Source organism: Pyxidicoccus sp. M6 (genome assembly GCF_055568925.1).
In genome coordinates this window covers 1728956-1748885 of sequence record NZ_CM145714.1, presented here as the reverse complement: position 1 = coordinate 1748885, position 19930 = coordinate 1728956, and the positions used below count along the sequence as shown (strand labels likewise).

Annotated in this window: 12 protein-coding genes and 1 riboswitch; of the genes, 3 read left to right on the top strand and 9 right to left on the bottom strand. The window is 69.6% G+C overall.

The features are described 5' to 3' along the window. Positions 1-28 precede the first annotated feature (28 nt). From ACVTJA_RS07350 to ACVTJA_RS07315, 8 genes are all read right to left on the bottom strand, one after another. The gene (locus ACVTJA_RS07350) at positions 29-2506 is read right to left on the bottom strand and encodes a heavy metal translocating P-type ATPase (RefSeq protein WP_465835001.1); all 2478 of its coding nucleotides are present in this window, start codon (positions 2504-2506) and stop codon (positions 29-31) included. A gap of 110 nt (positions 2507-2616) precedes the next feature. Next, positions 2617-3594 carry a GIY-YIG nuclease family protein gene (locus ACVTJA_RS07345; protein ID WP_465834999.1) on the bottom strand — a complete coding sequence of 326 codons (978 nt, stop codon included), beginning with the start codon at positions 3592-3594 and terminating at the stop codon, positions 2617-2619. A gap of 182 nt (positions 3595-3776) precedes the next feature. Next, on the bottom strand, positions 3777-4352 hold the full coding sequence (locus tag ACVTJA_RS07340) for an RNA polymerase sigma factor (protein WP_465834997.1): 576 nt from the start codon (positions 4350-4352) through the stop codon (positions 3777-3779). Beyond that, positions 4349-5431, bottom strand: coding sequence for a cupredoxin domain-containing protein (locus ACVTJA_RS07335; protein WP_465834996.1), 1083 nt, complete (start codon positions 5429-5431; stop codon positions 4349-4351). The genes ACVTJA_RS07340 and ACVTJA_RS07335 overlap by 4 nt, the downstream gene beginning before the upstream one ends. Positions 5432-5466: 35 nt before the next feature. After that, the gene (locus ACVTJA_RS07330; RefSeq protein WP_465834995.1) at positions 5467-8643 is read right to left on the bottom strand and encodes an efflux RND transporter permease subunit; all 3177 of its coding nucleotides are present in this window, start codon (positions 8641-8643) and stop codon (positions 5467-5469) included. Further along, complete coding sequence (locus ACVTJA_RS07325; protein WP_465834993.1) at positions 8640-9818, bottom strand: efflux RND transporter periplasmic adaptor subunit; 1179 nt, start codon at positions 9816-9818, stop codon at positions 8640-8642. The genes ACVTJA_RS07330 and ACVTJA_RS07325 overlap by 4 nt, the downstream gene beginning before the upstream one ends. A gap of 62 nt (positions 9819-9880) precedes the next feature. Further along, entirely contained in the window at positions 9881-10333 is a 453-nt protein-coding gene (locus ACVTJA_RS07320; protein WP_465834991.1) for a hypothetical protein, read from the bottom strand. A 98-nt stretch (positions 10334-10431) separates the two neighbouring features. After that, positions 10432-11703 (bottom strand): TolC family protein, encoded by a 1272-nt coding sequence (locus tag ACVTJA_RS07315; RefSeq protein ID WP_465834990.1) that lies wholly within the window; start codon positions 11701-11703, stop codon positions 10432-10434. 667 nt (positions 11704-12370) lie between these two features. Here ACVTJA_RS07315 and ACVTJA_RS07310 point away from each other — a divergent pair. After that, on the top strand, positions 12371-15232 hold the full coding sequence (locus ACVTJA_RS07310) for an apiosidase-like domain-containing protein (protein ID WP_465834988.1): 2862 nt from the start codon (positions 12371-12373) through the stop codon (positions 15230-15232). Positions 15233-15426: 194 nt separating this feature from the next. On the opposite strand, the gene ACVTJA_RS07305 is transcribed toward ACVTJA_RS07310, so the two are convergent. Then, positions 15427-15582, bottom strand: a complete 156-nt coding sequence (locus ACVTJA_RS07305) for a hypothetical protein (RefSeq protein ID WP_465834986.1) — start codon at positions 15580-15582, stop codon at positions 15427-15429. Positions 15583-15728: 146 nt separating this feature from the next. Between ACVTJA_RS07305 and ACVTJA_RS07300 the strand changes: the two genes are divergently transcribed. Further along, positions 15729-16883, top strand: coding sequence for a serine hydrolase domain-containing protein (locus tag ACVTJA_RS07300; protein ID WP_465834984.1), 1155 nt, complete (start codon positions 15729-15731; stop codon positions 16881-16883). A gap of 108 nt (positions 16884-16991) precedes the next feature. Further along, a riboswitch (SAM-I-IV-variant riboswitch) is annotated at positions 16992-17115 on the top strand. A 312-nt stretch (positions 17116-17427) separates the two neighbouring features. Next, positions 17428-19929, top strand: a complete 2502-nt coding sequence (gene thrA / locus ACVTJA_RS07295; protein WP_465834983.1) for a bifunctional aspartate kinase/homoserine dehydrogenase I — start codon at positions 17428-17430, stop codon at positions 19927-19929. The last annotated feature ends 1 nt before the right edge of the window (position 19930 follow it).

Below are 19930 nucleotides of genomic sequence, written 5' to 3'. Positions count from 1 at the left end.
ACCCTCGGCCCCCGGGCAGGGACCCGGCCTACAGCTTCAGCTTCCGCAGCCTCAGCGCGTTGCCGATGACCGACACCGACGAGAGGCTCATCGCCGCGCTGGCGAAGATGGGGCTGAGGAGCAGGCCGAAGAAGGGGTACAGCACACCCGCCGCCAGCGGCACACCCAGCAGGTTGTAGATGAAGGCGAAGAAGAGGTTCTGCCGGATGTTGCCCAGCGTCCCCTGGCTCAGCTTCCGCGCCCGGGCAATGGCCCGCAGGTCTCCCTTCACCAGCGTGACGCCCGCGCTCTCCATCGCGATGTCCGTGCCCGTGCCCATCGCGATGCCCACGTCCGCTTGCGCCAGCGCCGGTGCGTCGTTGACGCCGTCACCCGCCATGGCCACCACGCGTCCCTCGTGCTGGAGCTTGCGCACCGCATCTCCCTTCGCGTCCGGCAGCACCCCGGCGATGACCTCGGTGATGCCGAGCTTCCGCGCCACCGCCTCCGCCGTGGTGCGGCTGTCGCCGGTGAGCATCACCACACGCAGCCCTTCCTCGCGCAGCAGCGCCAGCGCCTCCGGCGTGGACGCCTTCACCGGGTCCTCCACACCGAGCAGCCCCGCGAGCCGCCCGTCCACCGCGACGAGCACCACCGTCTGTCCCTCGCCGCGCAGGGCCTCGGCGCGCGGGCCCAAATCGCCCGCGTCCACGCCGCGCGCCACCATCAGCGCCGCGTTGCCCAGAGCCACCGGCTCTCCGTCCACGCGGCCGGTGACGCCCTGGCCGGTGTGCGAGCGGAAGTCCTCCACCGGCGACAACGCCACGCCGCGCTCCTTCGCACCCTCGACGATGGCGGCCGCGAGTGGGTGCTCACTGCCGCGCTCCAGGCTGGCGGCGAGCTTCAGCAGGCGCGCCTCATCGAAGCCCGGGGCCGGCACCACCGACACCAGACGCGGCTTGCCCTCGGTGAGCGTGCCCGTCTTGTCCACCACCAGCGTGTCCACCGCCTCCAGTCGCTCCAGCGCCGCGGCGTCCTTGATGAGCACGCCCGCCTGCGCGCCCCGGCCCGTGCCCACCATGACGGACATGGGCGTGGCCAGGCCCAGCGCGCACGGGCAGGCGATGATGAGCACCGCCACCGCATTCACCAGCGCGTGCGCCAGCCTCGGCTCCGGCCCCCACACGCCCCACACCACCGCCGTCACCACCGCCACCGCGATGACCACCGGCACGAAGACGGCCGCCACCTTGTCCGCGAGCCGCTGAATCGGCGCGCGCGTGCGCTGGGCCTCGCCCACGCGCTGGACGATGCGCGACAGCAGCGTGTCCTTCCCCACCCGCTCCGCGCGCATCACCAGCGAGCCGGTGCCATTCACCGTGCCGCCCGTCACCTTGTCGTCCGGCGACTTCTCCACCGGCAGGGACTCGCCCGTTACCATGGACTCGTCCACCGCGCTGGTGCCCTCCTGCACCACGCCGTCCACCGGCACCTTCTCTCCCGGGCGCACGCGCAGCCTGTCACCCACGTGCACGAGCGACAGCGGCACATCCTCCTCGTGCCCGTCCTCACGGATACGCCGGGCAATGGTGGGCGCCAGGCTCAGCAGCGCGCGCAGGGCTCCCGACGTGGCGTGACGCGCGCGGAGTTCCAGCACCTGCCCCAGCGCCACGAGCGTGACGATGACGGCGGCGGCCTCGTAGTACAGCGGCGCCGTGCCTCCGTGCCCCGTGCGCAGCCCGTGCGGCAGCGCGCCGGGGAAGAGCGTGGCGAAGACGCTGAACAGGTACGCCGCCCCCGTGCCCAGCGCGATGAGGGTGAACATGTTGAGGTGCCGGTTGCGGATGGACGTCCAGCCCCGCTGGAAGAAGGGCCATCCGCCCCAGACGACCACGGGCGTGGCGAGGAGGAACTGCGCCCACGCCAGCACCGTCGCGGGCACCGCGTGCTGCACCGGCTGGCCCGGAATCATGTCCGACATGGCGAGCGCCAGCAGCGGCACGGTGAGCCCCAGCCCCACGCGGAAGCGCAGGCGCATGGACTGGAGCTCCGGGTCCGGCGCCTCCTCGGGCAGCACGGTGCGCGGCTCCAGCGCCATGCCGCAGATGGGGCAGCTTCCCGGCGCGTCGCGCACCACCTCCGGGTGCATGGGGCACACGTACTCGACGCGGGTCTCCAGGACGGGCGGCGACTCGGGCTCCAGCGCCATGCCGCACTTCGGGCACGCGCCCGGATGGTCCTGGCGGACCTCGGGGTCCATGGGGCACACGTACATCGTCCCCGGCGCAGCGGGCGGCTCGGGCTCGGCGGGCGCGGGCGTCAGGTAGCGCGCCGGGTCCGTGCGGAAGCGCTCACGGCACTTCGGGTTGCAGAAGAAGTACGTCTTCCCCTCGTGCTCCAGGCTGCCCCCCTTGGGGGCGAGCGGGTCCACCTTCATCCCGCAGACGGGGTCGATGGCGGGAGCCTCCCCGCTCGTGGGGGGAGGCGGCGTGTGTGCATGGTGGTGATGCGAGTGGGAGTGGCTCATCGTGCTTCCGTGCTCCTTTCGCCCAGGCAAACGAAGCACCCGGCCGGCTCTTACAGAGGACTTTCTCCTGAATAGGTAGGAGCCGGCGGTCTGGATGGCAGAAGCCCGGCCTATGCCGGCGGCGGTCCGTTGTAGCCCGCGTCACCGTAGGGCTTGAGCCTGTCCAACCAGAGCGCTTCCAGGACCTTGAGCTCCTCCTTCGGGTCCCCCGAGGGCTCGTCGGCGGGCTTCAGCACGTCGAGCACCTCGAAGGTGAAGTTGGCCGGGCCGTAGCGCTTCCAGTCCTCCAGCAGGCCGGGGATGCGGTCCATGCCGGTGCTCAGCTCGAACTGGATGCGGTTGAGCGCGCCCTGCACGTTGAGGCTGGAGCCCACCAGCACCTTGCCGTTCGCCTTGTTGCGCACGACGAACACGCCCATGGGTGGAGGCTTCTCCTTGTACGCGCGTCGCACCTCGGAGCGCTGCGCGCGGCTTCCGGACGGAGGGGAGATATCTTCAGAGGACATAGCGGCCTTTCGGGTGGGTGGAGTGGAAGAAGGGGGAGCGGAGAGGCGGGCGAGCTTCTGCTCGAGCCGGGTGTGGGCGGCCGCGTCGAGCGGCTTCATCCAGTCGGGTCCGGCCAGTGCCCAATCCGCGTCAGCGAGGTCCACGCCGAGCGCCGTGAGCAGGCTGGCCTCGCAGACGAAGAACTGTAGGCGGTAGGGAAAGAGATAGCCGCCCTGTGAGCGCAGCGACGCGAGCGCGTCCTCGTACGTGGTGAACCAGCGGTTGAGGAAGAGGCCACCGACGCGCGAGAGCAGGGCCTCGAAGTCGATCGACGGCGGAGGCGCCGCCTCGCGAGCGGCCTTCAGCTCCGTCCAGGAGTCGAAGCCCTGCTCGTGGGCGATGACGGCCAGCGCGTGCTTGCGCTGCACCGAGTCCCTTCGCGCCAGCAGCTCGGCCACGGACAAGCGTGCGAAGACAGGGAGCACACGCAGCCGCTCAGCAGCCCGGCTGGCCCGCGACGCGTCGGGCGAGCACAGCTCCTTCAGCAGGAGCGACGCGCGCACCTTGCATTCGTTGAGCGGGAGGGGCGGAGCGGTTCTCAAGACAAGACCTTCGTAACCGGCCCTCACCCGAGAATGGGCCGCAGAAGGAACTCATCGAGAACTGTCGCACTGCCGGGTGAAGCGTGAGGGTGACGTCGTCTTTTTCGGGCACAGGCGCCCCTCGGCACCTGGACGACAAGTAACAGGGGGCCGAGCCCGACGGCAAGGCCCCCGTCCTTCACTCACGCTCGAGCCCTCTTGCACGAGCAGTCCAGGCAGCCGTGCGAGGCACAGGTGCCACAGCTCCGCTCGAGCTGCTTCTTCAAGGCCTGCCGCGCCCGGTGCAGGCGCACGCCCGCGTTGTTGGAGGTGATGCCCACCTCCTTCGCCACGTCGGGGACGGCGCGCTCCTCCAGGTCCACCTTGCGCACCAGGTCCGCGTACTCGGGCTTCAGGGTGGGCAGCAATTCGCCCACACAAGCGCAGACGGCGCTCTTGAGCTGGGGGTCCTCGGAGGCTTCCGTCACTTCGCGGGCCTCGCGCTCCAGCGCGCGCCCTTCCGCGGCCTGCTTGCGGTAGTGGTCCACCAGCGCGTTGCGCAGCAGGCGGTAGAACCACGTCACCGCGCCCTCGCCGTCGCGCAACGCCCCGCCCTTCTCCAGCGTCCTCACGAAGGCGGACTGGAGGATTTCCTCCGCCACCGCCCGGTTGCCCACGCGCCGCTCCAGGAAGCCGAGGAACTGGCGGTGATTACCCACCAGCGCCGGAAGCACATCCTCGCCCGCCGCCTCGATTGTGTCCTGCGACTCGCCGCTCATCGCACCACCAATGTGCCCTTCATCATCTGCATGCCACAGGTGAAGGCGAAGGTGCCCGCCTTGTCCGGCAGGAAGTCCACCACCGTCTCCTTGAGGCCGGGCAGCGGCCTGCGCACGCCGAAGTCGGGGATGACCAGCTCGTCTCCGCACCCGCCCGAGTCCTTGCGCACGAAGCGCAGCCGCGCCGGCACGCCCTGCTTCAGGGACACTTCGCTTGGCTGATAGCCGCCCTGCACGGTGATGGTGACTTCCTGAACCGCGCTGTCCGTGGAGGCCTTCGGCGCGGGAGCCTTCGCCGCGTCCACGGGCGTGAGCATGAAGCCGATGAAGTACTCGGGGTCATCCGGCATGGGCAGGCGCACCGTCACCTCGCGCTCGCCGTCGCCAGGAGGCAGCGTGCCCACGAGGAACTCTCCCGATGCCACGGGGGCGAGTGGCGCGGTGACACCACCGGCCTCCACCGTGCCCTTCTTCCCCGTCAGCGGAACGGGTTGGCGGAAGGCATCCGTCACCCAGACGCGCACCTCGCCGGACTTCAGCGAGAGGACCTCCAGGTGCGTGTCGCCGCTCATCGCCACGATTCCGCCGTGCAGCGGAGTGTGGTCATGCGCCTGCATCGGAGCGGAAGCACCGGCGTGCCCGTGCTCCTCCAGGTGCGCGGAGAAGCGCGCCACCTCCGGCTTCCCGTCCTTCACCACCGTCACCACCATCGTCAGGTGGTCATCCGTGTGCGCGGGCCCCTGCCCTTCGAGGTGGTCGCCCACGGCCTTCAACGCCACGTCCGAGTAGCCGCCCTTCGCCACCTTCACCGTACCGCTGGCGCCCTCCACCGGACGCACGGCGAGCGCGTCGTCGAGCAGGAACACGCGGTACTCGCCCGCTCGGGTGGCCACCAATTCGATGTGGCCCTGCGACGTGGACTCCACGATGCCGCCGTGCGGCGCGGCATGAGCATGAGGCTCCGCAGCGACGTGCGGCTTCGCGGCCGGAGCCTGCTGTGACTCTGCGGGAGCGTCCTTCTTGCTGCACGCGGCCACCAGGCCCACCACCATCACCGCTCCGATGATTCGCTTCCTCATCGACCTTCCTCCAGGGTTCCTCACGACGTCCGCCTTCACAGCGAGCTCGCGAGCCGCTCGTCCGAGGGCACTACCTCGGCGGGAGCGGAGTCTTCTTCGGCGCGCGCCACGGCCTTGCGCGCCAGGTAGCGCTCCAGGGCCGGACGCCCGAAGCGGAAGAACACGGCCGGCGTGACGAGCAGGTCCAGCAGGGTGGAGCTGATGAGCCCCCCGAGGATGACCGTCGCCACCGGGTGCAGAATCTCCTTGCCCGGCGCGCCCGACGCGAGCGCCAGCGGCACCAGCGCCAGCCCCGCCGTCAGCGCCGTCATCAACACCGGCACCAGGCGCTCCAGCGAGCCGCGCAGCACCAGGTCGCGGCTGAAGTGCTCGCCCTCCACCTCGACGAGGTGGATGTAATGGGAGATGAGCATGATGGTGTTGCGGCTGGCGATGCCGCACAGGGTGATGAAGCCCACCAGCGTGGCCACGGACAGCGGCTGCCCGGTGAGCACCACCGCCGTCACGCTGCCCACCAGCGCCAGCGGGATGTTGAGCATGACCTGGAGCACCAGCCGCACCGAGCGGAAGTGCGCGTACAGCACCAGGAACATACCCGTCAGCGACAGCAGCGACAGCAGCGCGATGAGCCTCGTGGCGGACTGCTGGCTCTCGAACTGGCCCTCGTAGGTGACGAAGGCGCCGGGAGGTAGCGACACCTGCGCGGCCACTCGCTCGCGGACCTGCTCCACCGCGCTGCCCAGGTCGCGCCCCGCCACGTTCGCCATCACCACGATGCGTCGCTGCAGGTGGTCGTGGTGGATGACATTGGGCCCCTGGGACTCCACCACGTCCGCGATGGCCGCCACCGGCACCCGCGCGCCAGACGGCGTGTCCACCAGCGCGCGCCGGAAGGCCTCCGCGTCCACGCGCGAGCGCTCGTCGTACCGCACCAGCACGTCGAAGGTGCGCTGCCCCTCCAGCACCTGCCCCACCACCACGCCGTTGAAGACCTTCTCCAACTGCTCCGCCATGGCGCCCGGCTGCACGCCGAGCCGCGCGGCCTCCTCGCGCTTCAGCTTCACCTGGAGCTGCGGAATCAGCGTCTGCTGCTCCACCTGGAGGTCGACGACTCCGGGCACGCCCGCCATGACGGCGCGGACCTCCTCCGCCTTGCCGCGCAGCACGTCCAGGTCCTGGCCGAAGAGCTTCACCGCCACCTGCGCGCGAATGCCCGAGAGCAGGTGGTCCAGGCGGTGCGAAATGGGCTGCCCCACGGAGACGGACATGCCCGGGAGCTGCGCGAGCCGCTCGCGGACGTCCCCGAGCACCACCTCGCGCGCGCGGCCGTCCCCTTCCTTGAAGTCCACGTCCAGCTCCGAGTAGTGGACGCCCTCCGCGTGCTCGTCCTGCTCGGCGCGGCCGGTGCGGCGGCCCACCGTCTTCACCTCGGGCACGCTGGCGATGAGGCGCTCGGCGATGAGGCCGAAGCGGTTGGACTCCTCCAGCGACGTGCCCGGCGGCGCAATCAGCGTCACCGTGGCGGTGCCCTCGTTGAAGGGCGGGAGGAAGGAGCGGCCCAGGAACGGCACCACGGCCGCCGCCGCGAGCACCAGCAGCGCCGCACCCGTCATCACCGGGCGGGGATGCGCCAGCGCCGTCTCCAGCACCCGTCGGGCCTTCTGCTTCAACCAGCGCACCAGCGCGCCATCGCCGTGCTCCAGGAAGCGCCCCTTCGGCAGCAGGAAAGCACACAGCGCTGGAGTCACAGTGAGCGACACCAACAGCGACGCGAGGATGGACACGATGTACGCCACACCGAGCGGCGCGAAGAGACGACCCTCGATGCCACCGAGCGCGAACAGCGGAATGAACACCAGCACCACGATGAGAGTGGCGAAGACGATGGAGCCGCGCACCTCGGACGAGGCCTTGAAGATGACGCGCAGCGCGGACTCGGGCCGCGGCTTCGCGCGGTTCTCCTTGAGGCGCCGGTAGACGTTCTCCACGTCCACAATCGCGTCATCCACCAGCTCGCCAATCGCCACCGCGAGACCGCCCAGCGTCAGCGTGTTGATGGACAGGCCAAAGGCCTTCATCATCAGCGCGGTGATGACGAGGGACAGCGGAATCGCGGTGAGCGTAATCGCCGTGGTGCGCAGGTTGACGAGGAAGAGGAAGAGCACCACCACCACGAGCAGCGCGCCGTCGCGCAGCGCCTCGGCGACGTTGCCGATGGCGGAGTGGATGAAGTCCGCCTGCCGGAACAGCGTCTCCACATGGACGTCCGCGGGCAGCGTGGCCCGGAGGTCCTTCAGCGCGGCGTCCACCTGCTTCGTCAGCTCCAGCGTGCTGGCTCCGGGTTGCTTCTGCACCGCGAGGATGACCGCGGGGCGACCGTTCATTCCGCCATCGCCGCGCTTCACCGCCGGGCCGATGACGACCTCCGCCACCTGGGACAGCCGCACGGGCACTCCGTCCCGCACCGCCACCACCGTGCCCGCCAGGTCCTCCACGGAGGCACTGCGCGCGAGGTTGCGGACCAGGTACTCGCGACCACCCTTGTCCACGAAGCCGCCGGTGGTGTTGCCCTGGGACAGCCCGGCCGCGCGCTCCACCTCGTCGAAGGTGAGCCCGAAGGCGAGCAGCTTCTCCGGGTCCACGCGAACCTGGAACTGCTTCACGCCGCCGCCCAGCACCGTCACCTGGGCGATGCCCGGAATCGTCAGCAGGCGCTGGCGGAGCGTCCAATCGGCCAGTGAGCGCAGCTCCAGCGGCGACGTGCTTCCGCTCTCGCTCTGCACGCCGAGCAGGAGGATTTCGCCCATGATGGAGGACACCGGCGCGAGGTGCGGCGTCACATCGCGAGGCAGCCGCTCGCGCGCCACCTGGAGCCGCTCCGAGACGAGCTGCCGGTCCAGGTAGATGTCCGTGCCCCAGTCGAACTCCACGTAGACGATGGACAGGCCCACGCCCGAGGACGAGCGCACGCGCTGTACGCCGGGCGCTCCGTTCATCGCCGTCTCGAGCGGCGTGGTGACGAGCGTCTCCACCTCCTCCGGCGACAGGCCTCCCGCCTCCGTCATCACCGTCACGGTGGGACGGTTGAGGTCGGGGAAGACGTCCACCGGCAGGCGCGTGACGGCCCAGCCGCCGTAGAGCAGCAGCGCCACCGCGGCCAGCACGACGAACAAGCGATGCCTCAGCGCGAGGAGGATGACGCGGTCAATCACCTGCCGCCTCCCCTCGCCAGGCGCAGCGCCGCGACTCCGCGCACCACGACGCGCTCACCTGGCTTGAGGCCCTGACGGACCTCACGCCACTCGCCGTCACGGCCACCGAGAACCACGGGGCGCAGCTCGAAGGACTCGGGCGCGGTGTGGATGAAGACGAAGGTGCGGCCCTCTTCCTCCACCACGGCCGACGCGGGCACCGCCAGGGCATCGCGCCGACCGCCCTCGCCGATGGCCACGTTCACGAACATGCCCGGACGCAGACGGCCCTCGCGGTTGTCCACTTCGAAGAGGACGCGCATGCTGCGCGTGGACTCATCCACGAGCTGGCCCACGTGGTACAGGCGCGCCGCGAAGTGCTTGCCCTCGTACGCGGGCGTGTCCACCAGCGCTCCCGAGGTGTCCTCCACTCGCGCCACGTCGCCTTCGTAGACGCGTGCCTCCACCCAGACGACGGAGGAGTCGAGCACCGCGAACAGCGGGCGTGACGGGTCCACCTGTTCGCCCACGGTGGCGCGGGCCTCCACGAGGACGCCATCGATGGGAGCCACCAGCGGGAAGCGCGACGTGCCCTGACCCTGGCGCGTGACGGAGAGCAGATCTCTCGCTGCCTTCGCCCGGCCCAGCTCCTGCTCCACCGTGCTCACGGTGAGCCGTGCCTGCTGGACTTCCTTCTCCGCCACCACGCCCTGGAGGGACTCCAGTCGCGCGAGGTCCCTGCGGGCCTGCTCCAGCGCGGCCTGCGCGCGGGAGACCTCGGCTTCCGCCTGGATGTAGCCCGTCGACAGGCCCGTGGCCTCGGAGGTGGAGAGGCTCTGCTGCACCAATGCCAGGACTTCACCGCGCTTCACGCGCTGGCCCACCAGCGGCACCGAGGCGCCGGAGGCGAGCACGCGACCCGCGACGGGTGCGGAGACCTGCGCGTAGCGGTCCGTGCGCGGCACCACCTTGCCCGGAGCCACAAGCCGCGACTCCAGTGGGCGCACCGCCGCCCGCTGCGTGCGCACTTCGAGGAGGAACTGCGTCTCCTTGGGCACGGTGAAGCCGACACCGGGGACGATGGGTTGCTGCTGCGCCTGCGCGGGCTGGGCGTGGCCCTCGTGCGCCTGCGCAGGAGCGCTCACGAAGAGACCGAGGCAGAGGGCGGACAGGAGCGCACGAGCCCATGTGCCCATCGCGCGTGCCGTCTCGCTGTGCGCGGAGGTCATTGGCTTCGTTGCCTGCGACATTGCGTCACTCACAGCAGCCCCCTCTTGCGGCGCGACACCCACCACGCGCCCACCGCCACCAACAGCGCCACACCGCCCGCGACAGCCCAGCCGAGCCAGCCATCGGCGGCGACGTCATGGTCGCCCTCGTGCTCCGCTTCCACGTGCACCGTGCCCAGGGCCAGCACGTCCACCAGGTCACCTCGCGTTACCGTCGCGACGGCGGCCAGCTCCACCTCGGGCGCCAGCTCCGCCTCCGCCACGTAGATGCCGGGCGACTCCATCTTCGGCACCAGCGACTGCACGGATGCGCCGGTGAGCGTCAGCTCCACCTGGGCACCGCTCACGGGCGCGTTCGTCGCGCTGTCCGTCACGAACAGGCGCACCGGCGTCTTCGGCCCCTCCGCGTGCTCCGAATGCTTGAGCACCACCTCGAAGAGGTCTCCCGTCGCCGCCAGTACGTGCAGGGCCTCGCCTGTCATCGCGACCGGGGGCTTCTCGGCGTGCGGCTCGCCCCCGTGCGCTGCCGCGACCCGCGGCAAGGACAGACACACCACAGCCAGTATCCACGCCACGCGTCTCATCGCGGAACCTCCCCCGTGGGCAGCCGTCCTTCCGCACGCAGCAGCGCCGTGTGCGCCCGCGCCAGGTCCGCCGCCGCGTCCACCGTCTCAGCTCTCGCGGAGAAGGCCCGGTCCCTCGCGAGAAACAGGGCATCCAGGCTCAGCTCTCCTGCCTCGTAGGCGCGGCGCACCAACTCCAGGTTGCGCTCCACGGAGGGCACTGCCGCCTGCAGCGCGGTGTGCGCCGCCCGCGCGGCTTCGAACGTACCGCGCGCGGCCACCGTCTCCTCCTCCACCTGTCGCTCGCGGGCCACGCGCTCCGACTCACGCGCCGAGCTCCGCCCGCGCGCCTCCGCCAGCTCGCGCTGGTTGCGATTCCACAGCGGCAGCGGCACGGACAGCCGCGCCATCAACATGTGCGAGGTGTGCAGGTCCGTGAAGGCGCCGTGTGACTCGGGGAGGCGCTCACGCTCGTAGCCCACGCCCACGGTCGGGTCCGGGAAGCGCTCACGCCGCAGCAGCTCCACCTCGGCCTTCGCCGCGGCTTCCTCCGCGCGCGCGGCCTGGAGCTCGGGCCGCTCTTTCGGCACGTTGGCTCTGAGCTCCGGCCGCTCTTCAGGAGATGCCTGCTCCGTCCCTGCCCGGGCCATCACCGACACACTCATCGGAGCCCCGGCGGGACGCCCCAGCCTGCGATTCAGTGCCGCGCGCGCGGCAGTCGCTTCCGCCCGGGCCATCGCCGCCCGTGCCTCCGCGCGAGCGCGCTCCAGCGCCGCGGCATTCCGCTCCAGCTCCGGCACATCTCCCGCGGCAAAGCGGCGCCCCGTGGCCTCTTCCAGCTCCCGAGCCAGCCCCAGCGCATCCTCCGCCAGCCGCGCTCGAGCCTCACGCCGCTCCAGCTCCACGGCCGCGCTCACCGCGTCCGCCGCCGCCTCCAGCACCACCGCTCGCCGCCGGGCACTCGCCGCGTCCATGGCCGCCTCCGCCCGCTTCACACGCAGGCCGCGCTGCCCCGCCACTTCCAACGTCTGACTCAGCATCGCCTCCAGGCGCAGCTCACCCTCGTTGCTGGTAAGCGCGTCGCTGGCAACGACCGCCTCCAGCTCCGGATTCTCCTGGAGCCACCGACCGTCAGCGGCGCGTACACCCTCGGCCGCCACTTCCTCCGCCCGGGCAACCGCCACCTCGGGCGCCCGCTCCACGGCCTCGGAGACGACGCGCTCCAGCGTCCAGGCCTCCACGGGGGCGGCAGCCAGGATGAGGGACAGCGTGGCGGACACGGCGAGCATGTCCTCTTTCCAACGCAAGCCGCGTACCTGACCGTTCCCCAGTGATTCCGCACACCTGCGCGTCCCGAAGAGCTGTCAGGTGTAACCGCCGACGTCACACTGTGACGTGCCGGGAGAGGTGCTCGGCCGGCCGCCCTCCAGTGCACGCACGTGAGCCGTGCGCCGGAGCGGCCAGCCTCCCCACTGTGCATGACGAGTCCCAATGAGGTCCTGACGAATGCTGACACCGCTGGGGATTGGCCGCCGATTCGCTACCGTGGCTTCTGGGACGTCCCGCGGCTCTTCGTGGTCGAGGTCGCTGGCGAGTTCCTCGTGTTCGACTGCCCTTTCGATGAATCGCTCGACGGCTACAGACCCGAGTAGAAAGGTGCCCCTAAATTTTCAGGAAAGTCTGTTGAGCCTCATTCGTAGAGACGCCGCACTCTCGACGAAGGGGTTGCGCGAATGCGGTTCGACAGGAAGCTCATCAACGCCTGCTGGGTGACTCTCGCCGTGCTGGCTTCCGGGGGTGAAGGGACCGCGCTCCATGGCATGGTCGTCACCGCGCCCGCCTCCCCCGGTCCTGCTGTTTCTTCTCCGTCTTTGCGCGACTGATCGCCGCGAAGTTGCTTTGGCCGCATTCCAGCCGCGAAACCCACTCGCTGGCTGGGTTACTCGGAGTCGCTGCATGAACTCATGGACGTGTAGTACCAATGGCGTTGGCATTTCTGAGCTGGGCTGTCGAGCCCGCCTTCCACGGATTGTCCTGCTCGCTGCCTTCTGCTCGGTGATAGCAGCCTGTTCGGCACAGGTCGAAGCCCAAGGCGACACCGTAGATCTCGGCACCACGAGCCAGACGATCATCGGTCCGACATTCACTTTCCCGCTGAAGGTCAGCGCCAACAAGCGTTACCTGGTCGACCAGAACAACGTTCCGTTTCTAGTGAACGGGTTCAATCCACAATCCATCGTCACCGGAGTCGACCCCGCCGACTTCAATACCATCTTTTCCACCAAGGCCAACCAGGGCGTCAACGCCGCGGATGTCTGGTTGCTCCAGGACTACTCCACGCCGGACTCCTCCACCTGGGACGGCATCAAGCCTTTCACCGGGACGCTCGCTCAGAATTGCGAGTACGGCCCTTGCTGGGATCTGAGCACGCCGAACGATGCTTACTTTGGCCGGTTCGATGCCGTGGTGGCAGCGGCCAACCAGAACAACATCGTGCTCTTCACGACGCCGATCGACGGTCCGGTCGGCTTCCACAAAACCCTCGTTGCGAACGGTACGACACGGGCGAACCAGTACGGCCAGTATCTCGGCAATCGCTACAAGAACAACCACAACATCATCTGGTGGATGGGCGGCGACTATTTCGATGTCGACGTCAATGACAAGGCGCTCATGGCCGCAGTGGCGAGCGGCATCAAGAGCGCAGACAACGTCAATCCGAAGCTCTTCGTGCTCCAGCTCGCACCCACCACCGGGACCAGTTCTCTGGATGGCGATTGGTCGGTGTGGGGCAGCCTTGTCACCCTCAGTGGTGTCTACAATTACAACGCAGCCTACTACAAACAGCACGTCGACTATGGGCGTTCCCTGCCGGCGCTCATGCCCAGCTTCCTGATGGAGCCCAAGTACGAGGACGAAGACGTGACGGGGCGAGACACCCGGAAGGTGGCCTGGTGGTCGATCACGTCCGGCTCCGTCGGCACGCTCTACGGAGCGTCCCATGAGTGGCAGTTGGGGCGGCCGTTCCCCAACAAGGCCTTGATCAACAACCCGACTCACCCAGGCGCCATCTACATGCAGCACTTGCGGACCTTCTTCGATGGTCCCAGCGGGTTCAACTGGTGGGATCTGGTCCCCGACCGCGGGCCCAACGACCCGGCCAATGGAAGCACCATTGTGACCCAGGGCATGTGCGCCAGCGGGAGCAGCAGCACCAGCTGCTATGGCAACAACGCCGTTCGAACCAACTACTACGCGACGACTGCGCGTATCCCCAACGGGTCGGCGGTGGTCATCTACATCCCGTCGTCCCGCACCGTCCGCGTGGACATGACAAAGCTGTGCGGCACCTCCACGGTCAAGTGGTTCAACCCCACCAACGGTGCGTACACGACTGTTGGCACCAGTTACGCCAACGCCGGGACGCAGGACTTCACCACGCCCCCGTGGGCCACTGGCCACCAGTCGAACTGCGACGACGCGGCTCCGCAGTCCACCAACTGCAACGACTGGGTGCTCACACTCAACACAAATGCCCCGTGCAGCGGTGCCGTGGCTCCGACCACGACCACCTCGGCGGCCAGCAATGTCGGCGCATCCGGCGCCTCGCTCAACGGCTCGGCCAACCCCAACGGCGCTCAGGCCACGGGTTGGTTTCGGTACAGCACCACCAACCCCGGAAGCTGCAACGACACGTTCGGGACTCGCGCTCCGGCCACCGGTGGCGTGAGCCTGGGCAGCGGCGGCTCGGCCCTCCCGTACACCCAGTCTGTGACTGGGCTTGCGGCGAGCACCACGTATTATTTCTGCGCCATCGCCAGCAATTCGGTGGGTGTGACCCCCGCGAGCGCGGTGCTGTCGTTCACCACTTCGGCTGCAGGAGCTGCTCCGACCGTCCTCACCTCGGACGCGACCAGCGTCACCTCGACAAGCGCCACGTTGAACGGGTCGGGTAACCCCAATGGCGTCGCTTCCACCGGTTGGTTCCGCTACAGCGCAACCCACCCCGGAAGCTGCAACGACACCTTCGGGACTCGCGCTCCGACCAGCGGAGGCACCCATCTTGGCAGCGGCAGCGCTGCCGTCAGCTTCAATCAGGCCATCACCGGGCTGACGTCCGGCACCACGTACTATTTCTGCGCCCTTGGCAGCAGCACCGACGGTACTGGCTTGGGTCAGGTGAATTCGTTCGTGGCCAGCTCGGGTTCGTCAATCACCATGGGAGAGACGAACATCCTGTCGGGCACGGACTCAGGCCTCTCCGACCTGCTGATCGGAAACCAGGTTGTGCTGACTCAAACGGCCACGCTTCAGACCTTGAGCATCAACGTCAAGGCGCTGGGGACCTCGCCTGGCAACCTGACCATGGCCGTCTATGACAGCCTCGCCAGTGGTGCGCCAGGCAACCTCAAGGCGACGACCGCGTCGTTCGTACCCGTGGTCGGGTGGAATACAGTCAACGTCGTCACGCCGGTCTCTCTCACTGCGGGCACCTACTGGCTCGTGGTGGGGTTGAACAGCGGCAGCACTGTACTTGCATACAGCAGCGCTTCGGGTACCGAGCGCTGGGTCAGCAGGACATACGGCACGATGCCTGCGACCTTCCCCACCACCGGCGTTACGCAGGGCACAGGCCACTACTCATTCAACGCGACTCTCACCACCATGGGCGCCGCTGCGCCCGCGACGATGATCGGTGCGAGCGACGTCACACCACGTGTGGCTGGCGTTGGTAGCAAAGGCCGGCGCATCGTGAGACGACCCCACGACGACGAAGCCATCCCCGCGCGTCGCATCGTAAACGCCGTAAGGAATTGATTGGCGTCGCAGCTCCGCGTCGCCCAGGCATTTCGCGTCCACCGCGGATGACGAGAAGTCGCGGCTGCGGCAGATGTTCGGGACCCGCGCGACGATATGCGCCGCGCGGGTCCCCCTCAACCGCATCCGCGTCATCACGCAGCTCCAGGTTGAGCGCCTCCACCACCAGGGCCGCCTCCTGCTCCCACGAAGACTCAGCCACAGAAAGGACCCAGGCGAGCGTTGAAGGTGCGCCGCTCGGCATTCTCGGAATCCGGCTGCGAGGTGTCGTAGAAGAGAGCGCCCTCCTCGACGAGGACCTTGATGCGAAAGCTCAGGAGCGCCGCGAGCTCCACATTCCTGGTTGTCATATCGCCCTGCGTTGCACGCCTCTGACAGAGGCAGCGAGGCAGCCCCAGGCGCGGGACGGGCGATTGGCCGAACAGGGAGGATGCGGGCTACAGATAGGCCGAGCGACATCAGGCTCGCCGCTCACCTCTGACCGGAGCCCTTCCCCGTGCGAATCCCCGCCGCGCTGTTGACCCTGCTGGTCCTCATCCCGCTGCAACCGCATGCAGAACCGGCGCCGACCCAGCGTGCCGCCACCGCGCCCGGGCGCGCCGCGCGCCGGACCGAGCCCACCGTGGCGATAGACCGCGCGCTCGAGCGGCGCGTGGACGCCATCGTCTCCGAGGAGCTGCAGCGGCAGGAACTGCCCGGCGCCATCGTCGCGGTGGTGCGTGGTGGCACCGTCGTCGTGAAGAAGGGTTACGGCGAGAAGCGCCGGGGCGGCGGCGAGCGGCCGGACTCCGCCACCGTCTTCCACATCGGCTCACTCTCCAAGGCCCTGACCGCGGTGGGCGCGCTGACGCTCGTGCAGCGCGGCCAGCTCGGCCTGGACGTGCCGGCCGCGCACTATCTGCCCGAGCTTCCCAAGGCCTGGCGCGCCATCACCGTGCGCCAGCTCCTGGCGCACTCGAGCGGTATCGGCGACAAGGTCGGCCAGCCGGCCACGTGGCAGGAGGCGCTCGCCGGCTACGCGAAGGTGCCGCTCACCTTCGAGCCCGGCACGCGCACCGACTACACCAACTTCAACTACGCGGTGGTCGGCAGGCTGCTGGAGTCGGCCAGTGGTCGGCCCTTCATCACCTTCATGCGCGAGGACGTCTGGCGTCCCCTGGGCATGGTGGACACGAGCTACCCGGCCACCGCGCAGAACCTCGCTACCGGCCACGAGCGGAACAAGAAGGGCGTCTGGAAGGAGATGCTCCCCGAGCCCCAGGGCTCCTACGGCGTGCCCTCCGGGTTCATCTCCACGACGCTGGACGACCTGGTACGGCTGCACGCCGCCCTCGAGCGCAATGTCGCGCTCGACGCGGCCACGCGCGAGGAGCTGCTCACGCCCTACCCGGCGGAGAAGAAGCGCGGCACCGGCATGGTGCTCGGCTGGAAGACGAGCCGGGTGGGTGGGCGCGACGGCGCGCTCGTCGTCAGCAAGAACGGCGCGGGGGACGGATTCTCCAGCCTCTTCACCTGGCTGCCCGGCCGCGGCGACGCGGTCATCGTGGTGGTCAACCGCAAGGGCGAGGGCGTGGACACCGCGCGCATCGTGGCGCGGCTGGCCGAGGCGGCCTTCGGGCTCGAGCTGCGCGCGCTGGGAGATGAGAACTGAGGCCCGGCCCCGCACGGATTGCATCTAGGAAGACACTGAGGGCCCTGGGCTTTCCCCCCAAGTTACACACAGGGGATTGACAGACGCCCGAGACACGTTTATCTGCTGTCTCAGCATCAAGAGCGGCCTCCACCCGGTGGTGGTGGCCCGACAACCTGGAGTCGGACCTCCAAGGTGTCCAAACGATGCGGCTCGAGGAGAAATACCTCCCCGGGCAATCCAAGAGTCCGAAGCCCCAGAGCTTCGGTGAGCGAGGGCCTCCGTGGTTCCATCCTCCCGTGCCGCATCCCTGAACGCCGCTGCTGAGTCCTTCACGTCGTGCCGTCCGTCGGCCGCGTGCATGCGCCAGCCTCGCGCGGGCTGCGCTCGAATGCGCTGGCCCGGCGGCCTCCGCTAGTCCGCGTCCGCCAGGGCTTCACCTCCTCCCAATCCCTCTCATGCCGTGGGCGCGCGTGCGCCGCGACGGGCCTTCGTGTGCCCGGAGCGCGAGACGTGTCTGCCTTTGACTGTCTTCAAGGGCCCGTGGGCCCTCCCGAGGTTCCAGATGAGCAGCGCTCCCTTCCAGGTCATGAAGTTCGGAGGTTCCTCCGTGGGCTCGCCCCGGCGCCTCCGCCAGGTCATCGAGCTGATCTCCAAACACGCGAAGCAGGGCCCCCTCGCCGTCGTCGTCTCGGCCATGGGCGACACCACCGACTGGCTCATCGAGGCCGCGGGGCTCGCCACCAAGGGCGACCTCGATGGCGCGCTGACGGTGGTGGCCCGCATCGCCCATCTCGCGAAGACGAACGCCGCCGCGCTGGACCCGGCGCGCTCCACACCGCTCGCGGCGCGCGTGGACACCCTGCTCGCCCCGTTGCAGCAGCTCCTCCAGGGCCTCTCCCTGACCCGCGAGTGCTCGCCGCTCTCGCGCGACAAGGTGCTCTCCTTCGGCGAGCTGGTCTCCGCCACGCTCCTCGCGGAGCTGCTGACGGCGTCCGGCACGGAGGCGACGTTCCGCGACGCGCGGCAGCTCCTGGTGACGGATGACCGCTTCGGCGCGGCGCGGGTGGACGTGGCCCGCACGCGCGAGCGGCTCCAGACGGCAGTGCCGGGCTGGAGGACGTCCGTGCCCGTCATCCCCGGCTTCATCGCCGCGACGCCGGACGGGCGCACCACCACGCTGGGGCGCAACGGCTCCGACTACACGGCGGCGCTGGTGGCCCAGGGCATCGACGCGACGGAAGTCACGGTGTGGACGGACGTGCTGGGCCTGCACACCGCCGACCCGGACATCGTGACGGACGCGTACCCCGTCGCCCACCTCTCCCATGCGGAAGGGCTGGAGCTGGCCGCCGTCGGCGTCCGCATGCTGCACCCGCGCACGATGATTCCGCTCATCGAGTCGGGCATCTCCCTGCGCATCCGCAACACGATGCACCCGGACCACCCGGGCACGCTCATCGACGCCATCGGCTCGCGCGACGGCCAGCGGCCCACGTGTATCGCCACCCGCGAGGAGCTGGCGCTGCTCGGAATCGAGGTGCGCAAGCTGTCCGACCAGTTCCAGCTCGGCGAGCGCGTGCTGGCCGCGCTGCGCGAGGCGGACATCACGGTGTGGCTGTCCGCGCAGTCGTCGAATGGCCAGTCCATCGCCGTCGTCATCCCCCGCCCGGATGTGCTGCGCGCGCAGGGCGCCCTGGAGAACGAGCTGGCCCAGGAGCTCGCACGGCACGAGGTGGAGCCCCTCGCCATCCGCGAGCCGGTGACGCTCCTCACGCTGGTGGCCGAGACCATGGGCCACGGCGTCAACGTGGCCGGCCGCTTCTTCAGCGCGCTGGGCGCGGTGGGCGTCAACGTCCGGGCGAGCGCGCAGGGCGCCAGCTCGCGCTCCATCTCCTGCGTGGTGGACGCGGCGGACACCGCCATCGCCGTGCGCACCACGCACGCGGCCTTCAACCTGGCCCACCAGCAGGTGAGCCTGTTCCTCCTCGGCCGGGGCACCGTGGGCGGGCAGCTCCTGGCGCAGCTCCGCGCGCAGCAGACGCTGCTCAAGGACAAGCACGGCATCGCCCTGCGCGTCGTGGGCATCGCCGACAGCCGGCGCGCCCTGTTCGACGCGGCGGGCCTGCCGCTGGAGGGACTGGAGGAGCGGCTCTCCCGCGTGGAGCCGGTGGACCCGGGGACGCGCACGCTGGTGCCGCTGCTGGACGAGCTGCGCCGGTTGCCGGTGCCCATCCTCGTGGACTGCACCGCCGCGAGCGGCATCGAGGCCCTCTACTCCGAGGCCTTCCGCCGGGGCATCCATGTGGTGGGCGCCAACAAGAAGCCGCTGGCGCTGCCGTGGAATGACCGCGAGGCGCTGCTCGCCGAGGCCCGCCGCCACCATGTCGCGTACCACTACGAGACGACGGTGGCCTCCAGCCTGCCCGTCATCGACACGCTGGCGAACCTCGTCCGCACCGGCGACGCCGTGCGTCTCATCACCGCGTCGCTGTCCGGCAGCCTGGGCTTCATCTGCAACGAGCTGATGGCCGGCGTGCCGCTGTCCGTGGCCGTCCGCACCGCGAAGGAGCGCGGCTTCACCGAGCCGGACCCGCGTGAAGACCTGAGCGGCACGGATGTCGCGCGCAAGGCGCTCATCCTCGCCCGCGAGCTGGGGCTGCCGCTCTCCCTCTCCGACGTGGCGCTGGAGCCGTTCGTCCCCGCCGAAGCGCAGGCCGGCACGTCCGTGGACGCGTTCCTCCATGGACTGAAGTCGCTGGACGCGGACCATGCCGACCGCATCACGCGCAGCCGGAAAGCCGGCACGGTGCTGCGCTACCTGGCTCGCATCGACCCGTCGAAGGTGGGCACCGGCTCGCCCGTCATCCGCGTGGGCCCCGTCGCCGTCGAAGCGGGCCAGCCCGCGGCGGACCTGCGCGGCTCCGAGTCCTTCGTGTCCTTCACCACCACGCGCCACAGCGACTTCCCGCTCACCGTGCGCGGCGCGGGCGCGGGCGGAGCGGTGACGGCCTCGGGCGTGCTGGCCGACATCCTCCGCATCTCCCAGACGCTGCGTGGCCGCTGAC

Excerpts from the sequence above, each read along its gene's own strand:
- ACVTJA_RS07350 (WP_465835001.1), bottom strand. The coding sequence starts at position 2,506 with ATGAGCCACTCCCACTCGCATCACCACCATGCACACACGCCGCCTCCC.
- ACVTJA_RS07320 (WP_465834991.1), bottom strand. The coding sequence starts at position 10,333 with ATGACAGGCGAGGCCCTGCACGTACTGGCGGCGACGGGAGACCTCTTC.
- thrA (WP_465834983.1), top strand. The coding sequence starts at position 17,428 with ATGAGCAGCGCTCCCTTCCAGGTCATGAAGTTCGGAGGTTCCTCCGTG.
- ACVTJA_RS07325 (WP_465834993.1), bottom strand. The coding sequence starts at position 9,818 with ATGGGCACATGGGCTCGTGCGCTCCTGTCCGCCCTCTGCCTCGGTCTC.
- ACVTJA_RS07340 (WP_465834997.1), bottom strand. The coding sequence starts at position 4,352 with ATGAGCGGCGAGTCGCAGGACACAATCGAGGCGGCGGGCGAGGATGTG.
- ACVTJA_RS07305 (WP_465834986.1), bottom strand. The coding sequence starts at position 15,582 with ATGACAACCAGGAATGTGGAGCTCGCGGCGCTCCTGAGCTTTCGCATC.
- ACVTJA_RS07310 (WP_465834988.1), top strand. The coding sequence starts at position 12,371 with ATGAACTCATGGACGTGTAGTACCAATGGCGTTGGCATTTCTGAGCTG.
- ACVTJA_RS07315 (WP_465834990.1), bottom strand. The coding sequence starts at position 11,703 with ATGCTCGCCGTGTCCGCCACGCTGTCCCTCATCCTGGCTGCCGCCCCC.
- ACVTJA_RS07335 (WP_465834996.1), bottom strand. The coding sequence starts at position 5,431 with ATGAGGAAGCGAATCATCGGAGCGGTGATGGTGGTGGGCCTGGTGGCC.